We start from the raw sequence: 24,107 nt of genomic DNA on the forward strand, positions 1-24,107 counted from the left end.
GCTCAGGCCCTCCGGCGCAGCAGGAAGACGAAGAACAACCCGCCGATGGCCGCGGTGGCGATACCGATCGGCAGGTCCTCCGGGGCCGCCAGGGTACGCGCGGCGACATCCACCCAGACCAGGAACAGCGCCCCCAGCAGGGCACAGACCGGCAACAGGCGGCGATGCTCGGCACCCACCAGGCGCCGGGCGAAGTGCGGCAGCATCAGGCCGACGAAACCGATGGCGCCGGACAGCGCCACCAGCACCCCGGTCAGCAGCGACGCCACGACGAACACCTGCAGACGCACCCGGCGCACGCTGAAACCGAGGCTGACGGCGGTCTGTTCACCGCTCATCAGCGCATTCAGCCCGCGCGCCAGGGCCAGCAGGCACACCAGCCCGGCCAGCAGGCACGCCGCCGGCAGCGCGAGCAGTTCCCAGCGCGCCAGCCCCAATCCGCCGAGCATCCAGAACAGCACCGAGCCGGTGGCATGGTGGTCGCCGAGGTACAGCAGCAGGTTGACCAACGCCATCAGCACGAAGGACACCGCGACCCCGGCCAGCAATAGCCGGTCACTTTCCAGCCGGCCCTGGCGGTTGGCCACGGCGATCACCAGCAGCATGCTGCCCAGCGCCCCGGCGAAGGCCGCCAGCGGCAGGCTCAGCGGCCCGGCGAACTCGCCGAGCAGCAACACTACCAGCACCGCCCCCAGCGCCGCGCCGGAGCTGACGCCGAGCAGGTGCGGATCGGCCAGCGGATTGCGCGTCACCGCCTGCAAGGCGCCGCCGACCAGCGCCAGCCCGGCCCCCACCAGCGCCCCCAGCAACACCCGTGGCGCGCGGATCAACCAGACGATAGCGGCCTGGCCACTGCTCCAGTCGCCGGCCTCCAGCAGCCCCAGGCGCTGGCCGACGATGCCCCAGACCTGCGCCAGCGGTACGCTGGCCGCGCCAAAGGCCAGGGAACACACGCAGGACAGCGCCAGCAGGCCGCACAACGCCACCAGCAGCAACCGGTAAGCGGCGCGGCCGCGTACCAGGATCACTCCCGCGCCTCGTCGAACAGCGCCGGGTGCAAGGCGCTGGCGAGGCGTTCGATGGCTTCGGCGTTGCTCACGGAGGGCGTCACCGCCTCATAGGAAAGGACTACGAAGCGCTGCCGGCGGATCGCCTCGACCTCTTGCAGGGCCGGATGCGCCAGCAGGAAGTCGCGCTTCTGCTGCCAACTGCGCGGGCCATAGTCGACGATGACGATCAACTGCGGATTGCGCTCGACCACGCTTTCCCAGCCGACCTGGGTCCAACTGGCCGATACATCGTCCATCAGGTTGCGCCCGCCGGCGGCGGCGATCAGCGCCTGCGGCATGCCGAGGCGGCCGGAGCTGGTGGGGCGGTCCTCGCCACTGTCGTAGAGGAACACCCCCGGCCTCTCGGTGGCCTGCGCCAGGCGTGCCGCGACCGCTGCGACACGGCCGCGCAAGTCCTCGACCAGGGCTCCGGCACGGGGCTGCACGGCGAAGATGCGCCCCAGGTTGAGCAGGTCGCGGTACAGGTCGTCGAGGCTGGCCTCGCGCTGCGGCATGATGTGCGAGCAGGACTCGCTGAGTTCGTAGGCCGGGATGCCGAAGGCCGCCAGGCTGTCCGGGGTTACCGGGCCGCCGACGCGCATGCCGTAGTTCCAGCCGGCGAAGAAGAAATCGGCCTCGGCCTCCAGCAGGGTTTCCAGCGACGGGTAGCGGCTGGCCAGCTCCGGCAAGCCGTCGAGCGCCTGGCGCATCGCCGGCGTCAGGCTCTTCCAGCCGCTGATACCGGTGTAGCCGGCCATGCGCTCGCGCAGGCCGAGGGCCAGCAGCATGCCGGTCATGTTCACGTCGTGGCTGACCGCCCGTTGCGGCGAGCGCTCGAAGGTCACCTGGCGCTGGCAACTGTCGAGCGTGAGCGGGTAGTCGCTGGCGACGGCGGGCAGGCACAACGCCAACCCCAGGCATGGCAGCAGGCGGCTCAGGGCTTTCATGGCGATACATCCTCATGGCGGCGGCCCAGGTGTACAGCGCCGGCCACACAGGGCAACGAAAGAAGGTTCATGGCGAGCTGACCCAGGTGATTCGCGGGTGATCGGCCAGCGGGTGGCGGTCGACCAGCGCGTGCACGCCGAACACCTGTTGCAGGCGCTCGGCGCTCAGCACTTCATGGGGCGTGCCGCTGGCCAGGATGCGCCCGCCGTCGATGACGTACAGGCGGTCGCAGAAGGCCGCTGCCAGGTTCAGGTCGTGGAAGCTGGCCAGGGTGCTCAGCCGCAGCTTGCGCAATAGTTGCAACAGCTCCAGTTGGTAGCGCGGGTCGAGGTGATTGGTCGGCTCGTCGAGGATCAGCAGCCCCGGCTGCTGCGCCAGCGCCCGCGCCAGTAGCACACGCTGTTTCTCGCCGCCGGACAGCGGCGCGAACGGCCGCAGCCGCGCGTGGGCCATGCCGACCCGTTCCAGGGCCTGGCTCACCCGTTCGCCGTCCTCCCGGTCATCGCCTTCGAACAACCCCTTGTGCGGCGTGCGCCCCATCGCCACCAGCGCCTCGACGGACAGGCCGAACTCCTGCGGGAACTCCTGCAGCACCACCGCTATACGGCGAGCGCTCCAGCGCGGCGACTGGCGCCAGAGGTCGCTGCCGTCGAGGCTGACCGAGCCCTCGTCGGGGCGGTTGAAACGGTAGGCGCAGCGCAGCAGGCTGGTCTTGCCGCTACCGTTAGGGCCGATCAGGCCGACGAACTCGCCCTCGCCGACTTCCAGGTCGACCCCGCGCAGCAGCCAGGGCCGCGCGCCATCGCTGGCGCGCCAGCCAAGGCCGCGGATGAGCAGTGAGGCCATGCTAGAAGCTGTAGTCGGCGGTGACGAAGAACGAGCGCGGCTCGCCCAGCAGCCACTGCTCGCCGCTGTGCATCTGCGTACGCGCATAGGTGCGGTCGAACAGGTTGTTCAGTTCCAGGCCCAGGCGTACGTCCGGCTGCACCTGCCAGCCGATATTGGCATCGACCACGGTGTAGCCTGGCACCTTCACGGTATTGGCCGTGTCGGCATAGCGGGCATCGACATAACGCGCGCCGACTCCAGCCTCGACTCGCTGGTCGAACGCCTTGTTCAGCCACAGGTTGGCGGTACGCCGGGGCACGTTGGTTGGGCGATTGCCGCTACGGTCGCCACCGGCCTCGATGAAATCGTCGTATTCGGCGCGCACCACGGCCGCATTGGCCGATACCTGCCAGCCCTGCCCCAGCGCCAGTTCCAGGGTGGCCTCCAGGCCATCGGAAGACTGCTGGCCGATCTGCTCGGTCGGTTCGCTCACCGAATTGCGGCTGAGCAGCTTCTTCTTGACGATATGGTAGGCCGCCAGGGTCCATTCGCCGCGCCCGTCCCAGAATGCCTGCTTGAGGCCGAACTCGGTCTGCCTGGACTCGGTGAGGTCCATCTGCTGCTGGGTCGGGTTGAGGGTGATGAGGTTGCTCACCCCGTCCTCGCTGGTCGAGTACTGGCCGTACAGCGACAGTTGCGGGGTGATCGCGAACACCAGCCCGGCACGCCAGTTGCCGCCGCTCAGGCTGCGGTCGCTGCGGCCGCCGGCGCGCAGGTCGTCGCGGTCGATATGGTTCTGGTCACGACGGATACCGGTGACCAGCGACCAGCGCTCGCTGAGCTGCAACTGGTTCTCGGCGAACAGGGCGAAGGTACGGGTCTGGCTGCGCGAATGCGGGCGGTAGGCGTCGGCACTCTGGTAGTAACCGGGCGCCGGGTTCCAGGGATCGATAAGCTCGCCGCCGCCGATGTCGGTGTAGGGCGAGTTGTTGCTCAGGTCGAAGCGGATGCGGTTGAACTCGCCGCCGACCAGCGTGCGGCTGGCCAGGCCGAACAGCGAGTGGTCGAAGGTGAAGGTCTGGCGGTCGCCTATCTGTTCCTGGTTGTGCTTGATCTCCAGGTACTCACGTCGCTGCAACTGCCCCAGGCCCGGGGCCTGGGTGTAGTTCTCGGCGTTGCGCCAGTAGCGGCGGGCCTTGAGGTAGTAGAGCTGGTTGCTGGCGCTGGCCTGCTCGGACAGCGCCCAGTCGGTGGTCAGCCGTGTCCACTGCTCGTGGTAGTGAATCTCGGCGTTTTGCAGGTTGTAGTTCTTCTCGCTCAGGCTATCACGCAGCTTGCCATCGACCAGCGGCGTACCGAAGTAGCCGCCGGGCTTTAGCTTGCCCTGATCATGCGACAGCGTGAAGGCCAGGTCGTCATTGGCCTGCCAGCGCAGCGCGGCGCTCAGGCCGAGGTTCTGCGAATCGTCGCGGTCGACCCAGCCGTGGCTGGCCTCGCGGTTGAGGTTGAGCCGGTAGCTCAGCGCATCGCTCAGCGAGCCGCCGCTGTCCAGCGCCTGCTGGTTGCGGTCGTCGGAACCGTAGCCGAGGCGCAGTTGGTTCCTGATCGCGCCCTCGAAGGGCTTCTTCGGCAGCACGTTGACCACCGCGCCGGTGGCGCCTTCGCCGTACAGCACCGAGGCCGGGCCGCGCAGCACGTCGATGCGCTCGACCATCCAGGGATCATGCGGGAAGGACACGGTGCCCATGCCGGTGTACATGCGAATACCGTCGAACAGGGTCATCACCGAAGCGTGGCCAGTGAACCCGCGCGCCGACAGCGCGGTGCCGCCGTTGCCCGGTGCGCCGATATCGCTGATACCCGCGGTGCGGGTCACGGCATCCTGCACGCGGGAATCGTTGCGCCCACGTACCTGCCGGCCGCTGAGGCTGGTAGTGCTCGCGGGCGTCTGCAGTGGCGTCAGGCCCAGGCGCGAGCCGGAGGGCGTGGCCGTGTGCAGGTCGGGCCGCGCCGTGGCATCGACCGTGCTGGTAATGGCCGTGGTGGGCAGCGCCAGGATACTGTCGTCGTCGACAGCCTGAGCGGTAGTGGCCAGCAGCGCGCAAGGCGCCAGGCACACACGAAGGGTTTTGCCCGACAGGGCATCGAACAGGGGAATACGGGACATGTCGTTCCACTCGATACAGGAAGAAATGAATCCCGGAGGGAACAACGCAATAAGGCCCACGGACGCGCCCGCAAGGCCGGCCTGCGCCCGCCCACCGCGGGTTGCCAACGAAATATTCCAGGCCGGTCTCCGGGCTTGCGAGGGTCATGGCGCATCCACCTTCCCATGCCGAGGCACAGTGGTCGTTCGGATGCTTCACTCGCTTACCGTTGCGGGGGCAGCGCCGGACTGGTCATCGATGACGCACCGGCTTCCCGTTTCACCCTGGGCACGGCGGCGTCAGGGCACCTGAAACAGGCGTGCATCTGAGCAAAGTTCGCTTGCCCGCGTCAACCTGACGATTCCGCGCAGGCTGCACCTGGCGAGCCCGACACGGCTCCAGCGCCTGCTGGCGCACTCATGACATGCTCCAGCTCGCCGGCCGTGCAGCGAACAAGAAATATCTCTCGAGTGACAAACCTGCTTCTTTGACCGCAGGGCCTGTTGCCGCAGCGCCGTCGCGCAGCGAACGGATGCGCCAGGCGCTGGAGTTTGCGAGTGTGTGGCAAGACCTCTGGGCATCGTCCCTGTGCGAATGCCAGGTGGGCGGGACGAAGCACGCGGGATACATCCCTGTAGCTCTTCGCCGCTGCCAGGCATCCGCACAACCACACTCGGTGGCGCTGCGGGAAAGAACCGGCGAAACCGAACGCCCTACGGATGATTCGGTACTGCGCAGGCGGCCCGTCCCATAGTCGCCACGGTGTTCAGCGATCTGTATTGCACTGCTGGGCCAGGGCGCGCAGCGAGACCTCGGCTTCGAGCACCCTGCTCACGGCCTCCTCGGCCTTTTTGCGGGTCAGGCCCAGGCGCTCGAACAGCACCTCGGGAATCTCGTCCTTCAGGCCATCATGCTGGTCATGCTGGCGCAGCAGGCTCGTCGCCAGGCACACCAGGTTGGCATAGGCGGCGTGCTCTCCCTGGTAATACGGGTCGTGCTGGAAACGCAGCGCCGTGCAGAGCTCCTCCGGCATGCTCCAGTAGCGCATCAGCCAGGCACCGATCTGCTCCCGGGTGATCCCCAGCAGGTGTTGCTCGACATGGCTGTGGGAAAGATGCGGATTGGCTTCCAGATGGCGGCAGATCAACGAGAAATGTGGCGGGAATACATAAGCGAGCACCAGATAACCGAAATTGTGCAGCAGCCCGGCCAGGTAGCTCAGGCCGATTTCCGGGCGCTGCGCCCGGGGAATGGTGCGGGTCAACCCTTCGATGACCGCCGCGGTATAGATCGCCTGCTGCCAATAGGGCTTGGCCTGCTGCGGCTGATCCTTCGGCAGGCTGAGGGTCTTGCCGAGGGCCAGGCCCAATGCCAGGTTGATCACCAGGTCGAAACCCAGCACCCGCACGATGGCATCCTCGACCGAGCGGATCTTGCCGGGCGCGGCATAGTACGGCGATGCCGCCCAACTGATGACCTGGGCGGCGAGCGCCGGATCGGTTTCCACCACGCTGGTGATGTCCTCGATCGTCGCCTCGGGGCTGACGCGCAGCTTGATGACCTTCTGCGCCGTCTGCGCCAACGGCGGTATCTCGATGGTTTCCTCGAGGCGCTGGCGGATGCGCCGGGCGGTGAACGACTGCACCGCCCTGGCGATTTGCACACGGTCATCGGCGGGGCGGTCCAGGTTCGGCCGGATGCTCTCCAGCGGCACCGCGAAACGCCCGGCGCTGGCCTTGCTCAGCAGGCTGCGGAAAGCCTCGACACTCACTTCCAGCAGCAGCCCCGGCTCCCCAGACTCGAGCAGCAGCAATGGCTGCCCGAGCAGCTTTTCCTCGTATATGCAGGGTGAACTGGTGATCGCCGGCAGGCTCGGCAGCGTATGCAGCTCGTGCCTGTCGAGCATGGGCTGCAGGTGCGCCTGCCTGACCACCGCCAGTTGCCGCCCGGTCAACTCCTCCAGGCGCGCCAGGTCGAGCAGGTGATCGCGTGGGTAGAGCACCAGCACCGCCCCGATCAGATCGTCCAGCAGGACGGCCTGGACACGCTGTGCCGGTACGGAACCGTTGTTTTCATGGCACACCCGGTAAGGCAGGTCCAGGGTCTGCAGCAATTTCGCGATCAACGGCGGAAGTTCGGGAACGGCAGAAGTACCGACAGCTAGATTCATGAGTGGATCCATTTGAGCCATGCCCTGCAGTATAGCCAGCGGTCTGGCAGAGCGTAGATACGACAAAGTATCAGACCTGGCCATACTGCTGGCCATGTCGGAGCCAACGCGCCAGCAGCGGGCTGACATGCTGCGGCCAGCGCTCCAGCAGTGTCTGGGCCGCATCGCGCACCGCTGGCAGCAGGTCGGCGTCGCGCATCAGGTCGGCCACCTTGAATTGCAGCAGGCCGGTCTGGCGAACGCCGAGCATTTCGCCCGGGCCACGCAGTTCCAGGTCCTTCTCGGCGATCAGGAAACCATCGCAGGTCTCCCGCATGATCCCCAGGCGTTCCCGGCCTATCTGTGACAGTGGCGGATGATAGAGCAACACGCAATGGCTGGCGGCACTGCCGCGCCCTACCCGGCCACGCAACTGGTGAAGTTGCGCCAGCCCCAGACGTTCGGGGTTCTCAATGATCATAAGGCTGGCATTGGGCACGTCCACCCCCACTTCGATCACCGTAGTGGCGACCAGCAACTGCAATGCGCCGGTCTTGAAATCCTGCATCACCGCCGCCTTTTCCGCCGGCTTCATGCGCCCGTGGATCAACCCCACGCGCAAGCCGCCCAAGGCCGCGCAAAGGTCGGCATAGGTGGTTTCGGCGGCCTGGCAGGTCATCTCCTCGGACTCTTCGATCAGCGTACAGACCCAGTAGGCCTGCCGCCCCTGCCCGCAGGCCAGGCGCACCCGCTCGATGACTTCCAGGCGCCGGCTGTCGGCGACCAGCAGCGTATTGACCGGTGTACGCCCCGGAGGCAGCTCATCGAGGATCGAGGTGTCCAGGTCGGCATAGGCACTCATGGCCAGGGTACGCGGAATGGGCGTGGCGGTCATGATCAACTGGTGCGGGCACAACTGGCCATCCACGCCCTTGCGCCGCAGCGCCAGGCGTTGCTGCACACCGAAACGGTGCTGCTCGTCGATCACCACCAGCGCCAGGCGCTGGAAGCGCACCTCATCCTGGAACAGCGCATGGGTGCCCACCACCATCGGCACCCCCGCGCCGATACGTTCGAGGGCGGTCGCACGGGCCTTGCCCTTGAGCTTGCCGGCCAGCCAGGCGACCTCGATGCCCAGCGGGTTCAGCCACTTGTCGAAATTGATGAAATGCTGCTCGGCCAATATCTCGGTCGGCGCCATCAGCGCCACCTGGTAGCCGGCTTCGAGCGCCTGCAACGCCGCCAGGGCCGCCACCACGGTCTTGCCCGCGCCCACGTCACCCTGCACCAGACGCAGCATCGGCTCGGCCTGGGCCAGATCATAGGCGATTTCCGCCGCGACCCTTTTCTGCGCCCCGGTCGGCTGGAAACCCAGGTTGTCGAGGAAAGCCTGCGGCAGGCGCCGGGCGGGAGGCAGCGGGGGCGCCTGCTGGGAACGCACGCTTTCACGCAGGCGTTGCAACGACAACTGATGGGTCAGCAGTTCCTCGAACGCCAGCCGGTGCTGGGCCCAGTGCCGCCCCTCGGCCAGCTCCTGCAGGTCGGCATCCGCTGGCGGCCGGTGCAGGTAGCGAATGGCCTGGTCCAGGGCGCCCAGGCGGTATTCCACAGCCAACTCCGCGGGTAGCCAGTCGGGCAGGCTGTGCGGCCCGAGCCGCAGCAGCGCCTGCTGACTGAGGTTGCGCAGGCGCTGCTGGGTCAACCCCTCGGTGGTGGGATAGATCGGGGTCAGCGTCTGCTCCACCGCGGGGCTCTCCTGCCCCTGCAGGCTGCGATATTCAGGATGATAGATTTCCAGCCCCGTGGCGCCAGGCCGCACCTCGCCATAGCAACGCAGTTGGTTGCCACGCTTCATGCCGTCCTTCTGTGCCTGGCTGAAATGGAAGAAGCGCAGGCTCAAGGTACCGCTACCATCCTGCAGACGCACCAGCAGGCTGCGCCGCCGTCCCATGATCACATCGGCACCGGCCACCGTGCCCTCGACCACGGCATCCTGCCCGGGACGCAAGGCGCCGATCGGCGTTATGCGGGTACGGTCCTGGTAACGGAGCGGCAGGTGGAAAAGCACATCCTGCAGGGTCTCCAGGCCGACCCGCGCCAGCTTCTCGGCCAGCGCCGCGCCTACGCCCTTGAGCGTCGTCACCGGGATATCGGCCAGTTCGGTCATCGACTCAGCAGCTCACCGCGTTCTTGCCAACCGAGCAGAGGCGGATCGAGTCGGCCAGGATCTCGATGGCTTTTGGCCGCGGGAAACTGACGCGCCAGGCGATCGCCACCGTACGAAAGGGGACCGGGGAAGTGAATGGCCTGACCTCGAGTATTCCAGGCGCATAGTGGTAACTGTCCACTGCGGACAGCGGCAGGACCGACACGCCAAGCCCCGAAGCGACCATATGGCGAATAGTCTCCAGCGAACTGGCTTCCACCGTGGTATTGCTGACCGTTTCGCCCTTGCGCGTGGTCGGGCAGGACTCCAGCACCTGATCACGAAAACAGTGCCCCTCGCCAAGCAGCAGCAGGCTGCTGTCATTGAGCTGTTCAGGATCGATGCTCTCCAGGGCGGTCCAGGGGTGCCCGGCCGGCATCAGCACGTAGAACGGCTCGTCGTACAGCGTCCTGGTCACGACATCCGCTTCCTGGAACGGCAGGGCGATGATGATCGCGTCGAGTTCGCCGGTACGCAGCTTGTCGCGCAGTACATGGGTGAAGTTTTCCTCGATGTACAGCGGCATGTCCGGGGCGACCCGGTGCAGTTGAGGAATCAGGTGGGGAAAGATATAGGGACCGACCGTATAGATGGCCCCGACCTTGAGAGGGGCGGCCAGCTGGTTCTTGCCGACCTGGGCCAGCTCGCGGATGCTCTGGGCCTGCTCCAGCACCTTCTGTGCCTGGGTAACGATGCCTTCGCCGACCGGGGTCAGGCGCACCGCACTCTTGGTGCGTTCGAAAATCAGAATGCCAAGCTCGTCCTCGAGCTTCTTCACACCGACCGACAAGGTCGGCTGGCTGACATGACAGCGCTCTGCCGCACGCCCGAAATGCTGTTCCTGAGCGAGTGTGACGATGTAACGGAGTTCGGTGAGGGTCATAGCCAATATCCATTGAGATACAGCTAAGCATAGCGGCAGTCTTGCGCAGAAACCAAGCAGCAAGGCTGCGCATGATCTGCGCAGCCTTGCGCGGCATTACCTTCCCCGCTCCAGCGAGTACACGAAGGGTGCCAGGACTTCCAGCGTACCGTTCTTCAATAGCTCCTCGGGAGGGGCGGGGAGCGGCTGTGCGCGGCGGATCATCTGCTCGGTCGCCCGGTTCAGGGAGGAACTGCCGGAGTTGCCGACCAGTTCGTAGGACAGCACGTTGCCCTTGGCATCGACCACGAAACGCAACCTGACCACACCCTCATGACCACGACGCCGCGCATCATCGGGATAGCGCTTGTAGCGGTTCAGGTGAGCCAGCAGACGGCTCTGCCAGGTCGGCTCGGCATTCGAGGTGATCGGTGCGCTCTCGCCCTGCTCGGTGGTCGCCAGGCGATCGTCGAAGCGATTGGCGCTTGGCTGCGACTGCGAGGCTTCCTGGGTTTCCGGCTCCTGTGGCTGCTCCGGCTCGGGCTCCTTCTTCGGCTCCGGCTTGATCTCGGGGCGAGGCTTGGGCCGCTCCTTCTTGGGCTTCGGCTTGGGCGGCGGCGGCACCGCGATCTTCGGCTTGGGCGCTTCGGCCAGCTTGGGCAGCGGTTCGGGTTCGGGCTCTTCGATCGGCTCGGGTGGCTGCACCGGCTTGGGCGGCGTCGGTGGCGCGGGCTTGGGCGCCGCGGGCAGCGGTGCCAGCTCGATCATCATGGCCAGGGGCGGCATCTCCACCTCGGTGACTTCCGGCTTCCAGTACAGTGACCAGATCGCCAGGCCGATGTGCAGCCCCAGTACCAACACGAGACTGCCAGCCCACAACGACAGTTTGTAGGGCTGATTACTCATGGCGCGCCGACCGTCTCCAGGCCCACGAGGCCGATTTTCAGGTAGCCGGCTGCACGCAGCCCATCCATGACTTCCATCAGGTGCCCGTACTCCAGCGCGGTGTCGCCACGCACGAAGACCGTATGGTCCTTGTCGCCCTTGGTCTGGACATCGAGCGCGCCGCCCATGGTGGCCAGCGTCACTTCCTCGTTGCCCAGGAACAGGCTGTTGTCTTCCTTGATGCTCAGGTAGATCGGCTGGTCCGGCCGGGGCGCGGGCTTGGCGGTGGACGCCGGCAGGTCGAGCTTGATATCCACGGTCGCCAGCGGGGCCGCGACCATGAAGATGATCAGCAGCACCAGCATCACGTCGATGAACGGCGTTACGTTGATCTCATGGGCTTCGGAAAGGTCGTCCTCGGCCCCTTCTTTCAGATGCATGCCCATGCTCAGCCCACCTTGGCAACGTGAGGATGCGAGTTGCGCTCGGCCGGGGGTTGATGGTCCAGGTCACGGCTGACCAGCAGCAGCACCTGGGCCGAGGCGTCGGCGACCTGGGCCTTGTAACCGGAGATCGAGCGCGCGAATACGTTATAGATGACCACTGCCGGAATCGCCGCGACCAGCCCCAGGGCGGTAGCCAACAGCGCCTCGGCGATACCCGGGGCGACCACTGCCAGGTTGGTGGTCTGGGATTTGGCGATACCGATGAAGCTGTTCATGATCCCCCACACGGTACCGAACAGACCGACGAAAGGCGCCGTCGAACCGATGGTGGCCAGCACGCCGGTCCCCTGGCTCATGCTACGACCGCTGGCGACCACCAGACGCTCGAGGCGGAAACTGACCCGCTCCTTGATCGCGTCCTTGTCGGTGCTCTTGGAGGAAAGGTTCAACTCCTCCTGGGCATCCTCGATCAGCAGCGTACTGAAGCTGTGCTGGACACGGGCCTGGTCGGCAGCCTGCTTGAGCGTACTGACCCGCTTCAGCTCGCCGATTTCGCCCCGCAGGCGACGCTTGGCGCGAATCAGTTCGAGGCCTTTGGCGACCCAGATGGTCCAGGTGATGATCGAGGCGATGACCAGGCCGATCATCACGGCTTTCACGACGATATCCGCGCCCTGGTACATGCCCCATGGAGAGAGGTCGTGGGCAAAGCCGGCAACGAGTTCCTCTTCGGCGGCGGCCTCGCCTTCGACCGCTGCGGCCGGCGCAGCATCCTCGGGCGCGCCTTCAGCGTCCTCTGCCGCCGACGGGGCATCCGCTGGCACTGGATCGCTCGGAAGCCCCTCGCCTGCCGGGGCGACGGGCGCCTCGCCGTTGGCGTTGCGATGGTTCCGGTGATGGTGATCCCGACCATCGGGCGCCTCGCTGGCGGCGGGAGCAACTGCCGGGGTCGTTTCATCGGCCTGGCTGGCTGGCACCAGCGACAAGGCAAGCAGGACAGCCACGAACATGCGCAAGGCAGCGCTGTTGAACGGGGCACGGGAGAATATCGATTTCATGCGGGCCACACCTGATCTGAGCGGGACGGACAGTGGCTCGAATGGTTAATTGACGAGCCAGAGCAAGCACCGATTGTCGCAAATAGTTATCGTTCGTTAAAGAAATAAAATTAATTTTCCTTCACGAAGGCATTAGCGTACCTGAGCAGGGGGTGGAAATCAGCCAGAATCACAGCGCAAACCACTCCCATATGCCTTTAGCGGATGCGGGTACCGGGCGACAACGTGAAGCCAATGGCCAGCCACGGCACCCGCAACGCCGCCAACATCCCCGCCTTCCTCCCGTGGGACGCGGCGACCTTCGATGGCAGGATCGACCATGGGATCGAAGTGATCCTGAAGCAGCCGGACTGCCGCGGCATCCAGTGCCCCCCCGTTGCGCCATGTGCCTGGTGATGCCGATCCGGGCCGGGAGGGGCGCCAGGATCACTGGAGCAGTTGTGTACCCGCCAGCCTGCCGAGCGCTGCGCCAGGGGCATCGGGCAGGCGAAGCGCGCTACAGGTACTTGAGCCAGGCGATATCGCGACGACGTGCCTTGAGTGCGGCGAACCAGCGTACCGGCGGGTAGAGGGCGAAGGCCAGCAGGATGCTGCACAGCCAGATGCCGGGCATCGAGCCGAAACCGAAATACTCGCCCTGGTTCAGGCCCCAGGTCGCCACGCAGGCCAGGTAGAGGATTTTCAGCACATAAAGGTGCAACAGGTAGAAGAACATCGGCGCGCCACCGAAAACCCCGAGCCGTTGCACCCAGCGGCGCTGCTGCAACCGTTCGAACAGGTACAGCAGCAACAGGCAGACCCCCAGGGTCAGGGCGATGAACAGCAGCGACGGCGGATATTTGGTGATGTTGAAGAAGCTCATCAGGGTCTGCAGGGCGGTCTCGCCGCCCGCCCATGGCTTCTCACCGTAACCATTGAGCAAGCGCAGCGCGACGAAACCCGCGAGCATGCCAAAACCGGCGCTCAGCAGGCGCTGGCGGCGCAGCGGAGCGCTGGCGGAGCGGGCGAACCAGGGGCCGGCCGCATAACCGAGGGCGATGATGCCGATCCACGGCAGCAAGGGATAGGAGGTACGCAAGCGCAGGTGCTCGGACGCTTCGATCCAGCCGCGGTCATGCAGGATGGCCCAGGGAATATGCAGGACCGAATCGACCGGGAAATGCAGGCCATCGAGCAGGTTGTGCCCGGCGACGATCAGCAGGCCGAGGGTGGCCAGCGCCACGCGGGGTAGCCAGACCAGCGCGGACAGCGCCAGCATGCTCAGGCCGATGGCCCAGATCACTTGCAGATAGATGACGCTGGGCGGGAACTGGAAAGTCCAGGCGAAGTTGACCAGGGTCAGCTCCAGCAGCACCAGGAACAGCCCGCGCTTGAACAGGAAGGCGGATGCCTGGGCGGCCCCCTGATACTTCTCGGCGAACAGGAAGGCCGACAGGCCGGTGAGGAAGACGAAGACCGGCGCGCACAGGTGCGCCAGGGTACGGCTGAAAAACAGCGCGGGCTCGGTCTGCGCCACATCCATCGGGTCGCCGACCTGCATGTGCAGGTAGAAGGTTTCCCGTACATGGTCGAGCAGCATGAAAAGAATCACCAGCCCTCTCAACGCATCGATGGAGAGCAGCCGGGTAGCAGGGGCGTTATTCATAGAACCTGGATCTGGTGAAAATAGAAATTTCGAACAATATATTCCATACAGGTTTCACAGCCAAATGGCGTGCCCCGTCCCAGGGCAAGCGCATGAAAGCCACCTCGGCCCACGTAACGCAGCACGACAGGTATCGGCGCTCGCAGCCATTTCGAGGCTTCCCTTGCGGGCAGCAGGATCGGGCCTCATGAGCTGTTCATGATCGTTTCCAGACAACTGTGCGCAAACGACTCGTTTTCCCGGAAAATACTCATTGGCAGGTTTGTGCGGGGGTGCGTATGGCGTACTCCACCGCCGCTCGAGCTTGCGAAATCGTGAACAGGTTCTCAGATATACCCGCTCGAGAAAACAGCATGCCCATCTAATTTGACATGGTATAACATGCACTTTTTACGATCCACGCCCCAGCCATACGATCGACAACCACGCTCACTGGGCACAGCCCCAGGCTGAATCATTGCTTCCCATCCAATGAAACGTCTGCGGCCGTTCGGCATTGAGTACCGCACTTCAGGAGTCTTTATGAAAACCACCTCGGCCTCTCTCGCTGTCTTGACAGCGATGGTCATGACCGATCTTTACGCCGCCCAACCCGGAAACTCGACCATTACCCTGGGCGAGGTGCGCGTATCGAAAAAGTCCGGCACCGCGTTGCGCACCGAGAACGTGCTGACTTCCGTCGACGTGATGGGCGGCGACCAGGTGGAAGACAAGAACGTCATGAACAGTTGGCAACTGCTGGGGCAGATGCCCGGCATCCAGCTCACCGAAACCGGCCAGGGCGCCGAGTCCGGCAAGGCCACCTTCCGCGCATTCAACGGCGAAGGCTACATCAACGGTATCAAGGTGCTGATCGACGGCGTACCGAGCAACGTCAACAGTGGTAACCAGCGCTTCATCGACATGGTCTTTCCACTCGATATCGACTACATCGAGGTGGTGCGCGGTACCAACGATCCGCGCTACGGCCTGCATAACATCGGCGGCAATATCAATTACGCCACCCGCCAGGGCGGTAACTACATCGATAGCCGCCTGACCTACGGCAGCTTCGATACCCGCGAGATACAACTGGCAGTGGGCCATGAAGAAGGCAACTTCGCCCAGAACTACCTGCTGGCCAAGCAGGACTCGGACGGTTTCCGTGACAATGGCAATTCCAACAAGTACGCCCTCGGCGGCAAGTGGTTCGTCAGCGACGATGCGCAAACCTTCCGCGTCGGCCTGATCGCGCGCCTGTATCACCACCAGGCCGAGGAGGGCGGTTTCCTCACCCGCCAGGAGATGCGCGCCAGCCGTACCCGGTCGCCAGCCAAGAATGCCAACGACAGCGACGACCGTGACATGAAGCACCTGAGCCTGCACATGGACTGGCAGCTCAACGACGATTTGAACCTGAGCAGCAAGCTCTACTACAACAGCTACAACGATGATCGCACCGTCACCTTCACCAGCTACCAGGCTGGCGATGCGCCACGTCAGCGCCGCCTGTGGGACGAGCAACAGAGCGGCGTGCTGAGCAACCTCACCTGGCGCGCCAACGACCTGCTGACCCTCGATGGCGGCATCAGCTTCGAAGAACAGGACAACGCCTATCGCCGCCAGCGCTACCCCTATGGCGTGCCGACCGACTTCGACGCAGCGCCCACACGCATCCAGAACGACGATCATTACACCCTGCGCAACCTGGGGGCCTATGTCCAGGGGATCATCCAGCCGACCGAGTCACTGAAGATCATCCCGGCCATGCGCGTGGACAAGTTCACCGGCAACACCAACCTGCTCGGTGGCGAGAAGGCATCGCTGCAGGACTACGGCTGGATCCGGCAGCCGAAACTGAGCGTCATCTACAGCCTCACGCAGAATGTCGATGTCTATGCCAACTGGGGGCGGACCTTCCAGATTCTCACGGGCAGCACCGGGCCGGCCTACATGACCGCCGGGCAAGGCAGATACGACCCGTCGATCAACACCGGCAAGGAGCTGGGGGTGAAATTCCGCCCGTTCGAAGGCTCCGAGGCGCGGCTGTCCGTATGGCAGCAGGATGCCACCGATGAAGTGGCGAACATGCCCAGCACCGGCACCACCGTCGGGCTCGGGGAAACCCGCCGGCGTGGCGTCGACATGCAGATCACCGCGCAACTGAATGACCAGTGGACGCTGTGGGGCTCCCACGCGATCCAGGAGGCCAAGGTGATCAAGGCCTTCACCTCGGCGGGAGAATCCCTGGCCGGCAAGGAGGTGTTCTCCACGCCACGCTACATCAGCAACTTCGGCGCCGATTACCGCTTCAACGATAGCTGGCGCTTCGGTGTCCAGGCACGCGCCCAGGGCAGCTATTACATCGATGAACTGAACGAGGCCGGCAAATATGGCGGCTTCGCGGTACTGGATGCCAACGCCAGCTACCAACTGTCCAGCACCACCAGCATCGACCTGCAGTTGAAGAACCTGACCGACCGCGAGTACGAATACGTCTGGTACGACAACTTCTTCTGGGGCGGCGACGACCAGCCGATGTTCTCCCCGGCGCCGGGCCGCTCGGCCTATGTGTCGCTCAACATGAAGCTGTAGCGGATGAGTATCCGTCGCCTGGGGTTAAGCTCGAAGCAGTCGTAGGGGCGCCATGCGTACTGGCAAGCGACGCGCTATCCTCCCGGCGCACCCGGCGTGGATTACGCCTCCAGCTTCCGGCTGCTCCTACTCTTGATACATGGACCCCATGCAATGACGGCTCCCGTTCTGATGATCGCCGGCTGCGGCGACCTCGGGCTGCGACTCGCCGCGCAGCCGCTGCTGGCGGATTGGCGTATCCATGGCCTGCGCCGTGATACCACGGCACTGCCCGCCTCGATCCTGCCAGTGCCCGGCGACTTCACGCAGCCGGCCTGTCCCGATGGCTGGCCGGCAGGCCCTATCGACTACCTGCTCTACAGCGCTTCGCCGCAACGACGCGACGAAGACGGCTATCGCCTGGCCTATGTCGAGGGGCTGCGCAACGTGCTGGCCTGGCTGGCGCTGTACGGCCAGCATCCACGACGGCTGCTGTTCGTCTCCAGCGTCGGCGTCTATGGGCAACACGATGGCGAATGGGTGGACGAACGCTCCCCCACCGAACCCGACGGCTACACCGGCCAGGTGATGCTGGAAGCCGAGCGCCTGGCGCTGGCCAGCGGCCTGCCGGCCACCCTGGTGCGCCTGGCGGGCCTCTACCACCCGTCACGGCCCTGGTTGCAGGGCCAGGTGCGAGCCGGTATGCAGGCACAGCAGGAGCCCCCGCAATACAGCAACCGCATCCACCGCGACGATGCGGCGACACTGCTGGCTACCTTGTTGCTGGCAGAGCAGGGCGGAACCGCGCTGGAAGACTGCTACCTCGGCGTGGACGACGCACCGGCGCCTCTGCATGAAGTGGTCGACTGGCTGCGCCAGCGCCTGGGCATCGACGCACCGGACGGGCCGGCCATCCAGCGCCGCGCCGGCAGCAAGCGCTGCAGCAATGCCCGCGCCCGGGCGCTGGGCTGGACGCCCCGCTACCCGAGCTACCGCGAAGGCTACGCCGACGAGCAGGAGTGAAACGAACGAACCCTGCGCGGCCTGTGCGGTCCATGTTCTGTGGATAAATCAGGAGATATCAACCATGGGATTCATCGGAACCATCATCGTCGGCCTTATCGTCGGACTCATCGCCCGCTTCATCAAACCCGGCGATGACAACATGGGCTGGATCATGACCATCCTGCTCGGCATCGGCGGTTCGCTGCTGGCCGGCTACGGTGGCCAGGCACTGGGTTTCTACGACGCGGGCCAGGGCGCCGGCTTTATCGGCTCAGTGATCGGTGCGATCATCCTGCTGCTGATATATGGTGCGTTGAGCAAACGCAAATGACCCCGCCGGGCCGTCCTCGGCGGCCCACTCCTCCACCCGAAGCCCTTCCATGCGTCCGATCCTGCTGTCGCTTCTGTTGTTCTGTGTCCCCCTGCATGCGGCGCAAGCCGAACTCGACTGGCTGGAGCTGATGCCGGAGGAGGACCGTTTAGCGCTGGAGAACATGCCGGAGATCGAACACGACACGCCGGAAGACTTCGGCTTCAGCGACCAGGGTGGGCTCAAGCAGGGCGGCGGGCTGCCCGACGTGATGTACTCGGCGAAGACCGTGCAGGCGCTGGATGGCAAGACCATCCTTCTCGGCGGCTATCCGGTACCACTGGAAAGCGATGCCCGGGGCCGCAGCACCGAATTTTTCCTGGTGCCCTACCCCGGCGCCTGCATCCACGTACCGCCACCACCGCCCAACCAGATCGTACTAGTGCGCTACCCCAGGGGCATCCTGTTGGACGACATCTACGCACCGCTGTGGATCGAAGGCCCGCTGCGGGTGGAGAAGGTCAGCAACGACCTGGCCGACGCCGCCTATGCGCTGGACGCCACGGAAGTGCGGCTGGTCGAGGAAGAGGACCTCTGAGGCGCCCGCGCTTCACCTGTGGAGCCTGATCGCAGCACGAGCGCCGCGCCCCACATCCAATATCGACATGTGCTTGCACGCCGCAGGGTGCGCCATGCGCGCCTGGGCGCTTGACGCCACTGCCCCTGGTGCGCACGCGGCGCACCCCATCTCAAAGAGAGCTGACCATATGCCGACAGTTGATGCGTGTCGTGACACTCGTGCGCGTCAACGATCAAAGCCGCCGGGCCGTCCCCGCGCTACGCGGACCAGCTCAGGTGCTTTCCCGTTCCACCAGTTTGCAGGCGAGGCGGTTCAGGCGTTGCACCGGCTGCTCGGCGGGCAGTGCGCCGAGGCTCTGCAGCACGCGCTGGGCGGCGATCTCGCCGATTTCCCGGGACGGCGGGCGAACGGTGGTCAGGCTGGGCAGCAGCAGCTCGGCGAAGGCATAGTCGCCGAAGCCCATCACCGCGCAATCCTCCGGCATGCGCAGGCCGGCGCGCTGGGCCGCGAGCAGGCCGCCGGCGGCCAGGTTGTCGTTGGCGAAGATGATCGCGTCGGGCCACGGCGTACGCTTCATCAGGTGCTGCATCGCCTGCTTGCCGGCCTCGAAGGGGGCGCTGTCGCTGCTGGGCACGAACACCCAGGGCTCCAGCCCCGCTTCGCGCAGGGTGTCGGCATAGCCGTCGCGGCGGTCGAGGGCGCTGAAGTCGCCGGCGGCGCTGTTCTGCACGAAGGCAATGCGCCGGTAGCCCTTGTCCAGCAGATGGCGGGCGGACATCACGCCGACATCATAGTGCAGGAAGCCGACCTGGATCGGTGTGCGCCGGGGCTGGTAGTCCCAGACCTCCACCAGCGGGATATCGGCATCGGCGAGCAGCTTCTCGGTGCCTTCGCTATGGAAGTGGCTGGTCACCGCCAGGGCCGCCGGCGACCAGCCGAGGAAGCTGCGTACCGCGCTTTCTTCCTGTTCCGTGGAGAAATAACTGGAGGCCAGCAGCAACTGGTAGCCGTGGCCGGCCAGGGTGTCGCTGAAGCCCTGGATGGTGTTGGCGAAGATCGGCCCGGAAATGTTCGGCACGACCATGCCAACGATACGCCCGCGCGCCGAGGCCAGCCCGCCGGCCACCAGGTTGGGCACATAGCCGAGGCGCTCGACCACTGCCTGGATACGCTCGCGCAGCTCGGCCGAGACCTGTTCCGGCTGGTTGAAATGGCGCGACACGCTGATAGCCGACACACCGGCCTCGCGCGCCACCTGGTTGAGGGTGACCCGGCCGGCGCCACGGCGCTTGCGAGGGCGATCCTGGTCCTGCGCCATGGCGGACTCCAAGCCTTTAGAAGGCGGCAACATACCTGATTGTTAGCGCTAGCAGAAGCGCCCGGGGCGATCGCGCTATGCGCTTGAAAAGCCGATAAAAGCGTTGGCTGGATGAAAGAGCGCCAGCCCAACGCTGTTCTCGTCTGTCCGCGTGCCCAGGCGCTTGAACCATTCGATAATAGAATATGAATCTAATATTTTAGTATTTGACGCGATAAGAGAAGGCATCGAACATTGCTTATGTTAGCGCTAACAAGGCGCAATGCCGCGATGTCCAACTGTCACTCGCACGAGCGGGACCAGACCACTAGCGGCAACCGTGAGGCCCCCGCGGCCTGTGTCTGGTTCAACGGAGCAGAGAGACCATGCCTATACAGAATTCACCTTCGCCCCGCACGCGGCTGGGCACCGCCATCGTGCTGGCTTCGCTCGGGCAGCCGCTGTTCGCCGCCGAGCCGGCCGCCGAGCCCCGCGCCGCCGCCCTGGGCACCGTGACGGTGACCGCCACCCGCCGCGAGGCCAGCCTGCAGGAAGTGCCGGTGGCCGTGTCGGTGGTGGACGGCGAGCAGCTCGAACGCGACAACCGCAACAACGTCTCGAGCATCGTGCAGCAGGTGCCGACCCTGAATTACCGCGCCGGCGCTTCGAACAAGGACACCTCGCTGTTCGTGCGCGGCGTCGGCACCATCTCCACCTCGCCGGGCGTCGAGCCGACCGTGGCCACGGTGGTCGATGGCGTGGTGTTCGGTCGCCCCGGGCAGTCCACCCTGGACCTGCTCGACCTGCAGCGCATCGAAGTGCTGCGCGGCCCGCAGGGCACCCTGTTCGGCAAGAACGCCTCGGCCGGGGTGCTCAATATCGTCAGCCAGGACGTGCCGGAGGAAACCCGCGGCTACGTCGACTACTCGCATTTCGGCAAGGGCAACGAGCACCGCCTGCGCTTCGGTATCGGCGGGCGCCTGACGGACACCCTGAAAGGCTCCCTGAGCACCCTGTGGGGCGCCTACGACGGCAATGTGAAGAACGTCCACAACGGCCACCGGGTCAACGGCTACGACCGCAAGGGCGTGCGCGGCAAGCTGGTGTTCGAGCCGAACGAGGACCTGCGCGTGACCCTGATCGCCGACCATATGGATGGCGAGGACGACCTGCCCAACGGCGTGATCACCGCGACCAGCAACGCCACCTTCGCCAGCGCCCTGCGCCCGGTGGTCGCCAGCGCGGACAACCGCCGCATCAACACTGACTACCGGACCTACGTCGAGGACCGCAACAGCGGCCTGTCCGGCCAGGTCGACTGGCGCCTCGGTGATTTCACCCTGACCTCGATCAGCGCCTGGCGCGGCTGGGACAACACCCAGTATCAGGATGGCGACCGCCTGGCCACGCTGCCGCTGGCTGCTTCCCACGACAAGGGCGAGGTGGACTACGAGCAGTTCTCCCAGGAATTCCGCCTGACTTCGCCGAAAGGGCAGTTCAACGAATACGTGCTCGGTGCCTACTACTTCCACGGCCGCTCCGACGAGCGCTACCAGCGCTGGTCGACCAATGCCGGCGTGCTCGACCATGGCCGCGCCGACTACAGTGTGCGCAACGACAGCTTCGCGCTGTTCGGCGAGAACACCTTCAACTTCACCGACGACCTGCGCGGCATCCTCGGCCTGCGCTGGACCTACGACGAACTGGACTACGAGCACCGCCGCGTCTCGACCTCGGCGGTGGCGGTCACCGGCATCCAGCCCTCCACCTCCAGCAGCGGCTCGGTGGACGAGGACGGCTTCAGCGGCCGCGTCGGCCTGCAGTACGATTTCACAGACGACCTCGTCGGCTACCTGACCTACTCGCGTGGCTACAAGGGGCCGGCCTACAACACCTTCTTCAACATGCAGCCGCGCGACACCGGCGCGCTCAAGCCGGAAACCTCCGACGCCTACGAGCTGGGCCTGAAGGCGACCGCGCTGGACAAGCGCCTGAGCGCCAACCTGGCGCTGTTCCATACCGACTACGACGACTACCAGGCCAACTTCTTCGATACCGTGGCGGGCCAGGTGGTGACCCGGCTGATCAACGCCGGCAGCGTCAAGACCCAGGGCGTCGAGCTGGACGCCGCCTTCCAGGTCACCCGCCAGTTCAAGCTGTCGGCGGCGCTGGCCTACACCAAGGCACGCATCGACCACTTCAACTGTCCGGCGGGCGCGGCGGCCACCTGCGACATCGACGGCGGCCGCCTGCCGTTCACCCCGGACTGGAAGAGCCATGTGCGCGCTGACTACAGCATCCCGCTGGGCAATGGCCTGGATGTGGAACTGTCCACCGACTATAGCTGGCAGGACGCGGTGCAGTTCAGCCTCGACCAGAACGCCGACACCGTGCAGGACGCCTACGGCATCTGGAACGCCAGCGTTGCCCTGGCCGACTATGACGCCGGCTGGCGCGTGGCACTGCTGGGCAAGAACCTCGGCGACAAGTCCTACGCCCAGGCGCTGGCGACCGGTGGCGGGCACGTCTACCGCGCCGTGCCGCGCGACGACGAGCGTTACTTCGGCATACAACTGCGCAAGGATTTCTGAGCTGGAGACGCCGTGGTGCGCATAGCGCACCCGGCGCAAGAGCTGCGTGCAGAACCCACCCGAGCCGACACAGAACGACCGGGCGGTATTGTCATCCATCCAGGTAGATTCCCATGAGCCAACCCCGTCAACTCCGTCTCGGCGCCTTCCTCATGGCCACCGGTCACCATGTGGCCGCCTGGCGCCACCCGCAGGTCAACCCGGACCCGCTGGACCTGGCCGGCTACAAGCGCGCCGCGCGGATCGCCGAGGCGGCCTGCTTCGATGCGCTGTTCGTGGCCGACAGCGTGGCCGCGCCGACTGACGCCATTGCCAGCCGCACCGCCCGTTCGGTGTACTTCGAACCGCTCACGCTGCTGTCGGCGCTGTCGGCGGTGACCGAGCGCATCGGCCTGGTCGGCACCGTCACCACCAGCTACAACGAGCCGTACCACGTGGCGCGCAAGTTCGCCTCCCTCGACCACCTGTCCGGCGGCCGCGCCGGCTGGAACCTGGTGACCTCGGATGCCGCCGCCGAGGCGCAGAACTTCGGCCTCGAGGCGCATATCCCGCACGCCGAGCGCTACGCCCGCGCCAGCGAGTTCCAGCAGGTGGTGCAAGGGCTGTGGGACAGTTGGGCGGACGACGCCTTCGTGCGCGACCAGGCCAGCGGGCAGTTCTACGACCCGGCCGGGCTGCACGTCCTCGACCACGTCGGCGAGCACTTCCGGGTGAAGGGCCCGCTCAACGTGGCGCGCTCGCCCCAGGGGCGGCCGGTGCTGGTGCAGGCCGGCTCCTCGGAAACCGGCCGCGAGCTGGCGGCGCGCACCGCCGAGGTGGTGTTCACCGCGCAGACCTCGCTGGCCAGCGCCCAGGCCTTCTACGCCGACCTCAAGGGCCGCCTGGGCAAGTACGGGCGCCACGAGGACGAACTGAAGATCATGCCCGGCGTGTTCGTGGTGGTCGGCCACAGCGAAGCCGAGGCGCGCGAGAAGTTCGAGCAGTTCCAGCAATTGGTGGAGCCCGAGGTGGGCGTCGCCCTGCTCGGGCGCATGCTCGGCAACTTCGACCTGTCCGGCTATCCGCTGGACGGCCCGTTGCCCGAACTGCCGCTGACCCAGGACGGCCAGCAGAGCCGGCAGAGGCTGCTGACCGAGATCGCCGGCCAGGAAAACCTCAGCCTGGCCCAGCTCGGCCGACGCATCGCCGGCGGGCGCGGGCACCACACCCTGGTCGGCACCCCGCTGCAGATCGCCGATGAACTGCAAGCCTGGTTCGAAGGGCGCGGTGCCGACGGCTTCAACGTGCTGGTACCGCACCTGCCGGCCGGCCTGGAAGACTTCGCCACCCAGGTCGTCCCGGAACTGCAACGGCGCGGCCTGTTCCGCAGCGAATACCAGGGCACGACGCTGCGCGAGCATCTGGGACTGAAACGGCCGGGCAATCCATTTTTCTAGCGACAAGCCGCAAGCGACAAGCTGCAAGTGGAAGCGTTGACCGCAAGCGCTGTCGTCCCCGCATGCTGTGCAGCTTGCAGCTTGCAGCTTGCAGCTTGCAGCTTGCAGCTCA

At 65.7% G+C, this 24,107-nt stretch carries 18 protein-coding genes and 1 riboswitch; of the genes, 6 read left to right on the forward strand and 12 right to left on the reverse strand.

Annotated elements, in window-relative coordinates; genetic code table 11:
- Positions 1-2: 2 nt before the first annotated feature.
- The 11 genes from DNJ95_RS05570 to DNJ95_RS05620 form a co-directional block, all read right to left on the reverse strand.
- The gene (locus tag DNJ95_RS05570) at positions 3-1,028 is read right to left on the reverse strand and encodes a FecCD family ABC transporter permease (RefSeq protein ID WP_242671884.1); all 1,026 of its coding nucleotides are present in this window, start codon (positions 1,026-1,028) and stop codon (positions 3-5) included.
- The gene (locus tag DNJ95_RS05575) at positions 1,025-1,996 is read right to left on the reverse strand and encodes an ABC transporter substrate-binding protein (RefSeq protein WP_131183738.1); all 972 of its coding nucleotides are present in this window, start codon (positions 1,994-1,996) and stop codon (positions 1,025-1,027) included. The genes DNJ95_RS05570 and DNJ95_RS05575 overlap by 4 nt, the downstream gene beginning before the upstream one ends.
- Positions 1,997-2,063: 67 nt before the next feature.
- On the reverse strand, positions 2,064-2,843 hold the full coding sequence (locus DNJ95_RS05580) for an ABC transporter ATP-binding protein (protein WP_131183739.1): 780 nt from the start codon (positions 2,841-2,843) through the stop codon (positions 2,064-2,066).
- Position 2,844: 1 nt separating this feature from the next.
- Entirely contained in the window at positions 2,845-4,983 is a 2,139-nt protein-coding gene (locus DNJ95_RS05585) for a TonB-dependent receptor (RefSeq protein ID WP_420824379.1), read from the reverse strand.
- A gap of 112 nt (positions 4,984-5,095) precedes the next feature.
- A riboswitch (cobalamin riboswitch) is annotated at positions 5,096-5,299 on the reverse strand.
- Between the two features lie 439 nt (positions 5,300-5,738).
- Positions 5,739-7,142 carry an aminoacyl-tRNA deacylase and HDOD domain-containing protein gene (locus DNJ95_RS05590; protein WP_131183741.1) on the reverse strand — a complete coding sequence of 468 codons (1,404 nt, stop codon included), beginning with the start codon at positions 7,140-7,142 and terminating at the stop codon, positions 5,739-5,741.
- Between the two features lie 70 nt (positions 7,143-7,212).
- Positions 7,213-9,288, reverse strand: coding sequence for an ATP-dependent DNA helicase RecG (gene recG, locus DNJ95_RS05595; RefSeq protein ID WP_131183742.1), 2,076 nt, complete (start codon positions 9,286-9,288; stop codon positions 7,213-7,215).
- Positions 9,289-9,292: 4 nt separating this feature from the next.
- Positions 9,293-10,210 (reverse strand): hydrogen peroxide-inducible genes activator, encoded by a 918-nt coding sequence (locus DNJ95_RS05600; RefSeq protein WP_131183743.1) that lies wholly within the window; start codon positions 10,208-10,210, stop codon positions 9,293-9,295.
- Between the two features lie 96 nt (positions 10,211-10,306).
- Complete coding sequence (locus tag DNJ95_RS05605; protein WP_131183744.1) at positions 10,307-11,095, reverse strand: energy transducer TonB; 789 nt, start codon at positions 11,093-11,095, stop codon at positions 10,307-10,309.
- On the reverse strand, positions 11,092-11,520 hold the full coding sequence (gene exbD / locus DNJ95_RS05610) for a TonB system transport protein ExbD (RefSeq protein WP_131183745.1): 429 nt from the start codon (positions 11,518-11,520) through the stop codon (positions 11,092-11,094). The genes DNJ95_RS05605 and exbD overlap by 4 nt, the downstream gene beginning before the upstream one ends.
- Positions 11,521-11,522: 2 nt before the next feature.
- Positions 11,523-12,578, reverse strand: coding sequence for a tonB-system energizer ExbB (exbB, locus tag DNJ95_RS05615; protein ID WP_420824377.1), 1,056 nt, complete (start codon positions 12,576-12,578; stop codon positions 11,523-11,525).
- Positions 12,579-13,074: 496 nt separating this feature from the next.
- Positions 13,075-14,223: an acetyltransferase domain-containing protein gene (locus DNJ95_RS05620; protein ID WP_131183746.1), complete on the reverse strand. Its 1,149-nt coding sequence runs from the start codon at positions 14,221-14,223 to the stop codon at positions 13,075-13,077.
- Positions 14,224-14,745: 522 nt separating this feature from the next.
- Between DNJ95_RS05620 and DNJ95_RS05625 the strand changes: the two genes are divergently transcribed.
- The 4 genes from DNJ95_RS05625 to DNJ95_RS05640 all read left to right on the forward strand — a co-directional run bounded on the left by DNJ95_RS05625 (position 14,746) and on the right by DNJ95_RS05640 (position 18,689).
- Positions 14,746-16,797: a TonB-dependent receptor gene (locus DNJ95_RS05625; RefSeq protein ID WP_131183747.1), complete on the forward strand. Its 2,052-nt coding sequence runs from the start codon at positions 14,746-14,748 to the stop codon at positions 16,795-16,797.
- 153 nt (positions 16,798-16,950) lie between these two features.
- Positions 16,951-17,799: an NAD-dependent epimerase/dehydratase family protein gene (locus tag DNJ95_RS05630; protein WP_131183748.1), complete on the forward strand. Its 849-nt coding sequence runs from the start codon at positions 16,951-16,953 to the stop codon at positions 17,797-17,799.
- A gap of 64 nt (positions 17,800-17,863) precedes the next feature.
- On the forward strand, positions 17,864-18,112 hold the full coding sequence (locus DNJ95_RS05635; RefSeq protein WP_131183749.1) for a GlsB/YeaQ/YmgE family stress response membrane protein: 249 nt from the start codon (positions 17,864-17,866) through the stop codon (positions 18,110-18,112).
- A 49-nt stretch (positions 18,113-18,161) separates the two neighbouring features.
- Positions 18,162-18,689 (forward strand): DUF3299 domain-containing protein, encoded by a 528-nt coding sequence (locus tag DNJ95_RS05640; RefSeq protein ID WP_131183750.1) that lies wholly within the window; start codon positions 18,162-18,164, stop codon positions 18,687-18,689.
- Between the two features lie 253 nt (positions 18,690-18,942).
- Here DNJ95_RS05640 and DNJ95_RS05645 read toward each other — a convergent pair whose 3' ends face one another.
- The gene (locus DNJ95_RS05645; RefSeq protein ID WP_131183751.1) at positions 18,943-19,989 is read right to left on the reverse strand and encodes a LacI family DNA-binding transcriptional regulator; all 1,047 of its coding nucleotides are present in this window, start codon (positions 19,987-19,989) and stop codon (positions 18,943-18,945) included.
- Positions 19,990-20,354: 365 nt separating this feature from the next.
- On the opposite strand from DNJ95_RS05645, the gene DNJ95_RS05650 reads away from it, so the two are divergent.
- Positions 20,355-22,559: a TonB-dependent receptor gene (locus DNJ95_RS05650; RefSeq protein ID WP_131183752.1), complete on the forward strand. Its 2,205-nt coding sequence runs from the start codon at positions 20,355-20,357 to the stop codon at positions 22,557-22,559.
- Between the two features lie 113 nt (positions 22,560-22,672).
- Entirely contained in the window at positions 22,673-23,995 is a 1,323-nt protein-coding gene (locus DNJ95_RS05655; RefSeq protein WP_131183753.1) for an LLM class flavin-dependent oxidoreductase, read from the forward strand.
- The last annotated feature ends 112 nt before the right edge of the window (positions 23,996-24,107 follow it).

It is taken from the genome of Stutzerimonas kirkiae, from assembly GCF_004327335.1.
GTDB classification, from domain to species: Bacteria; Pseudomonadota; Gammaproteobacteria; order Pseudomonadales; family Pseudomonadaceae; genus Stutzerimonas; species Stutzerimonas kirkiae.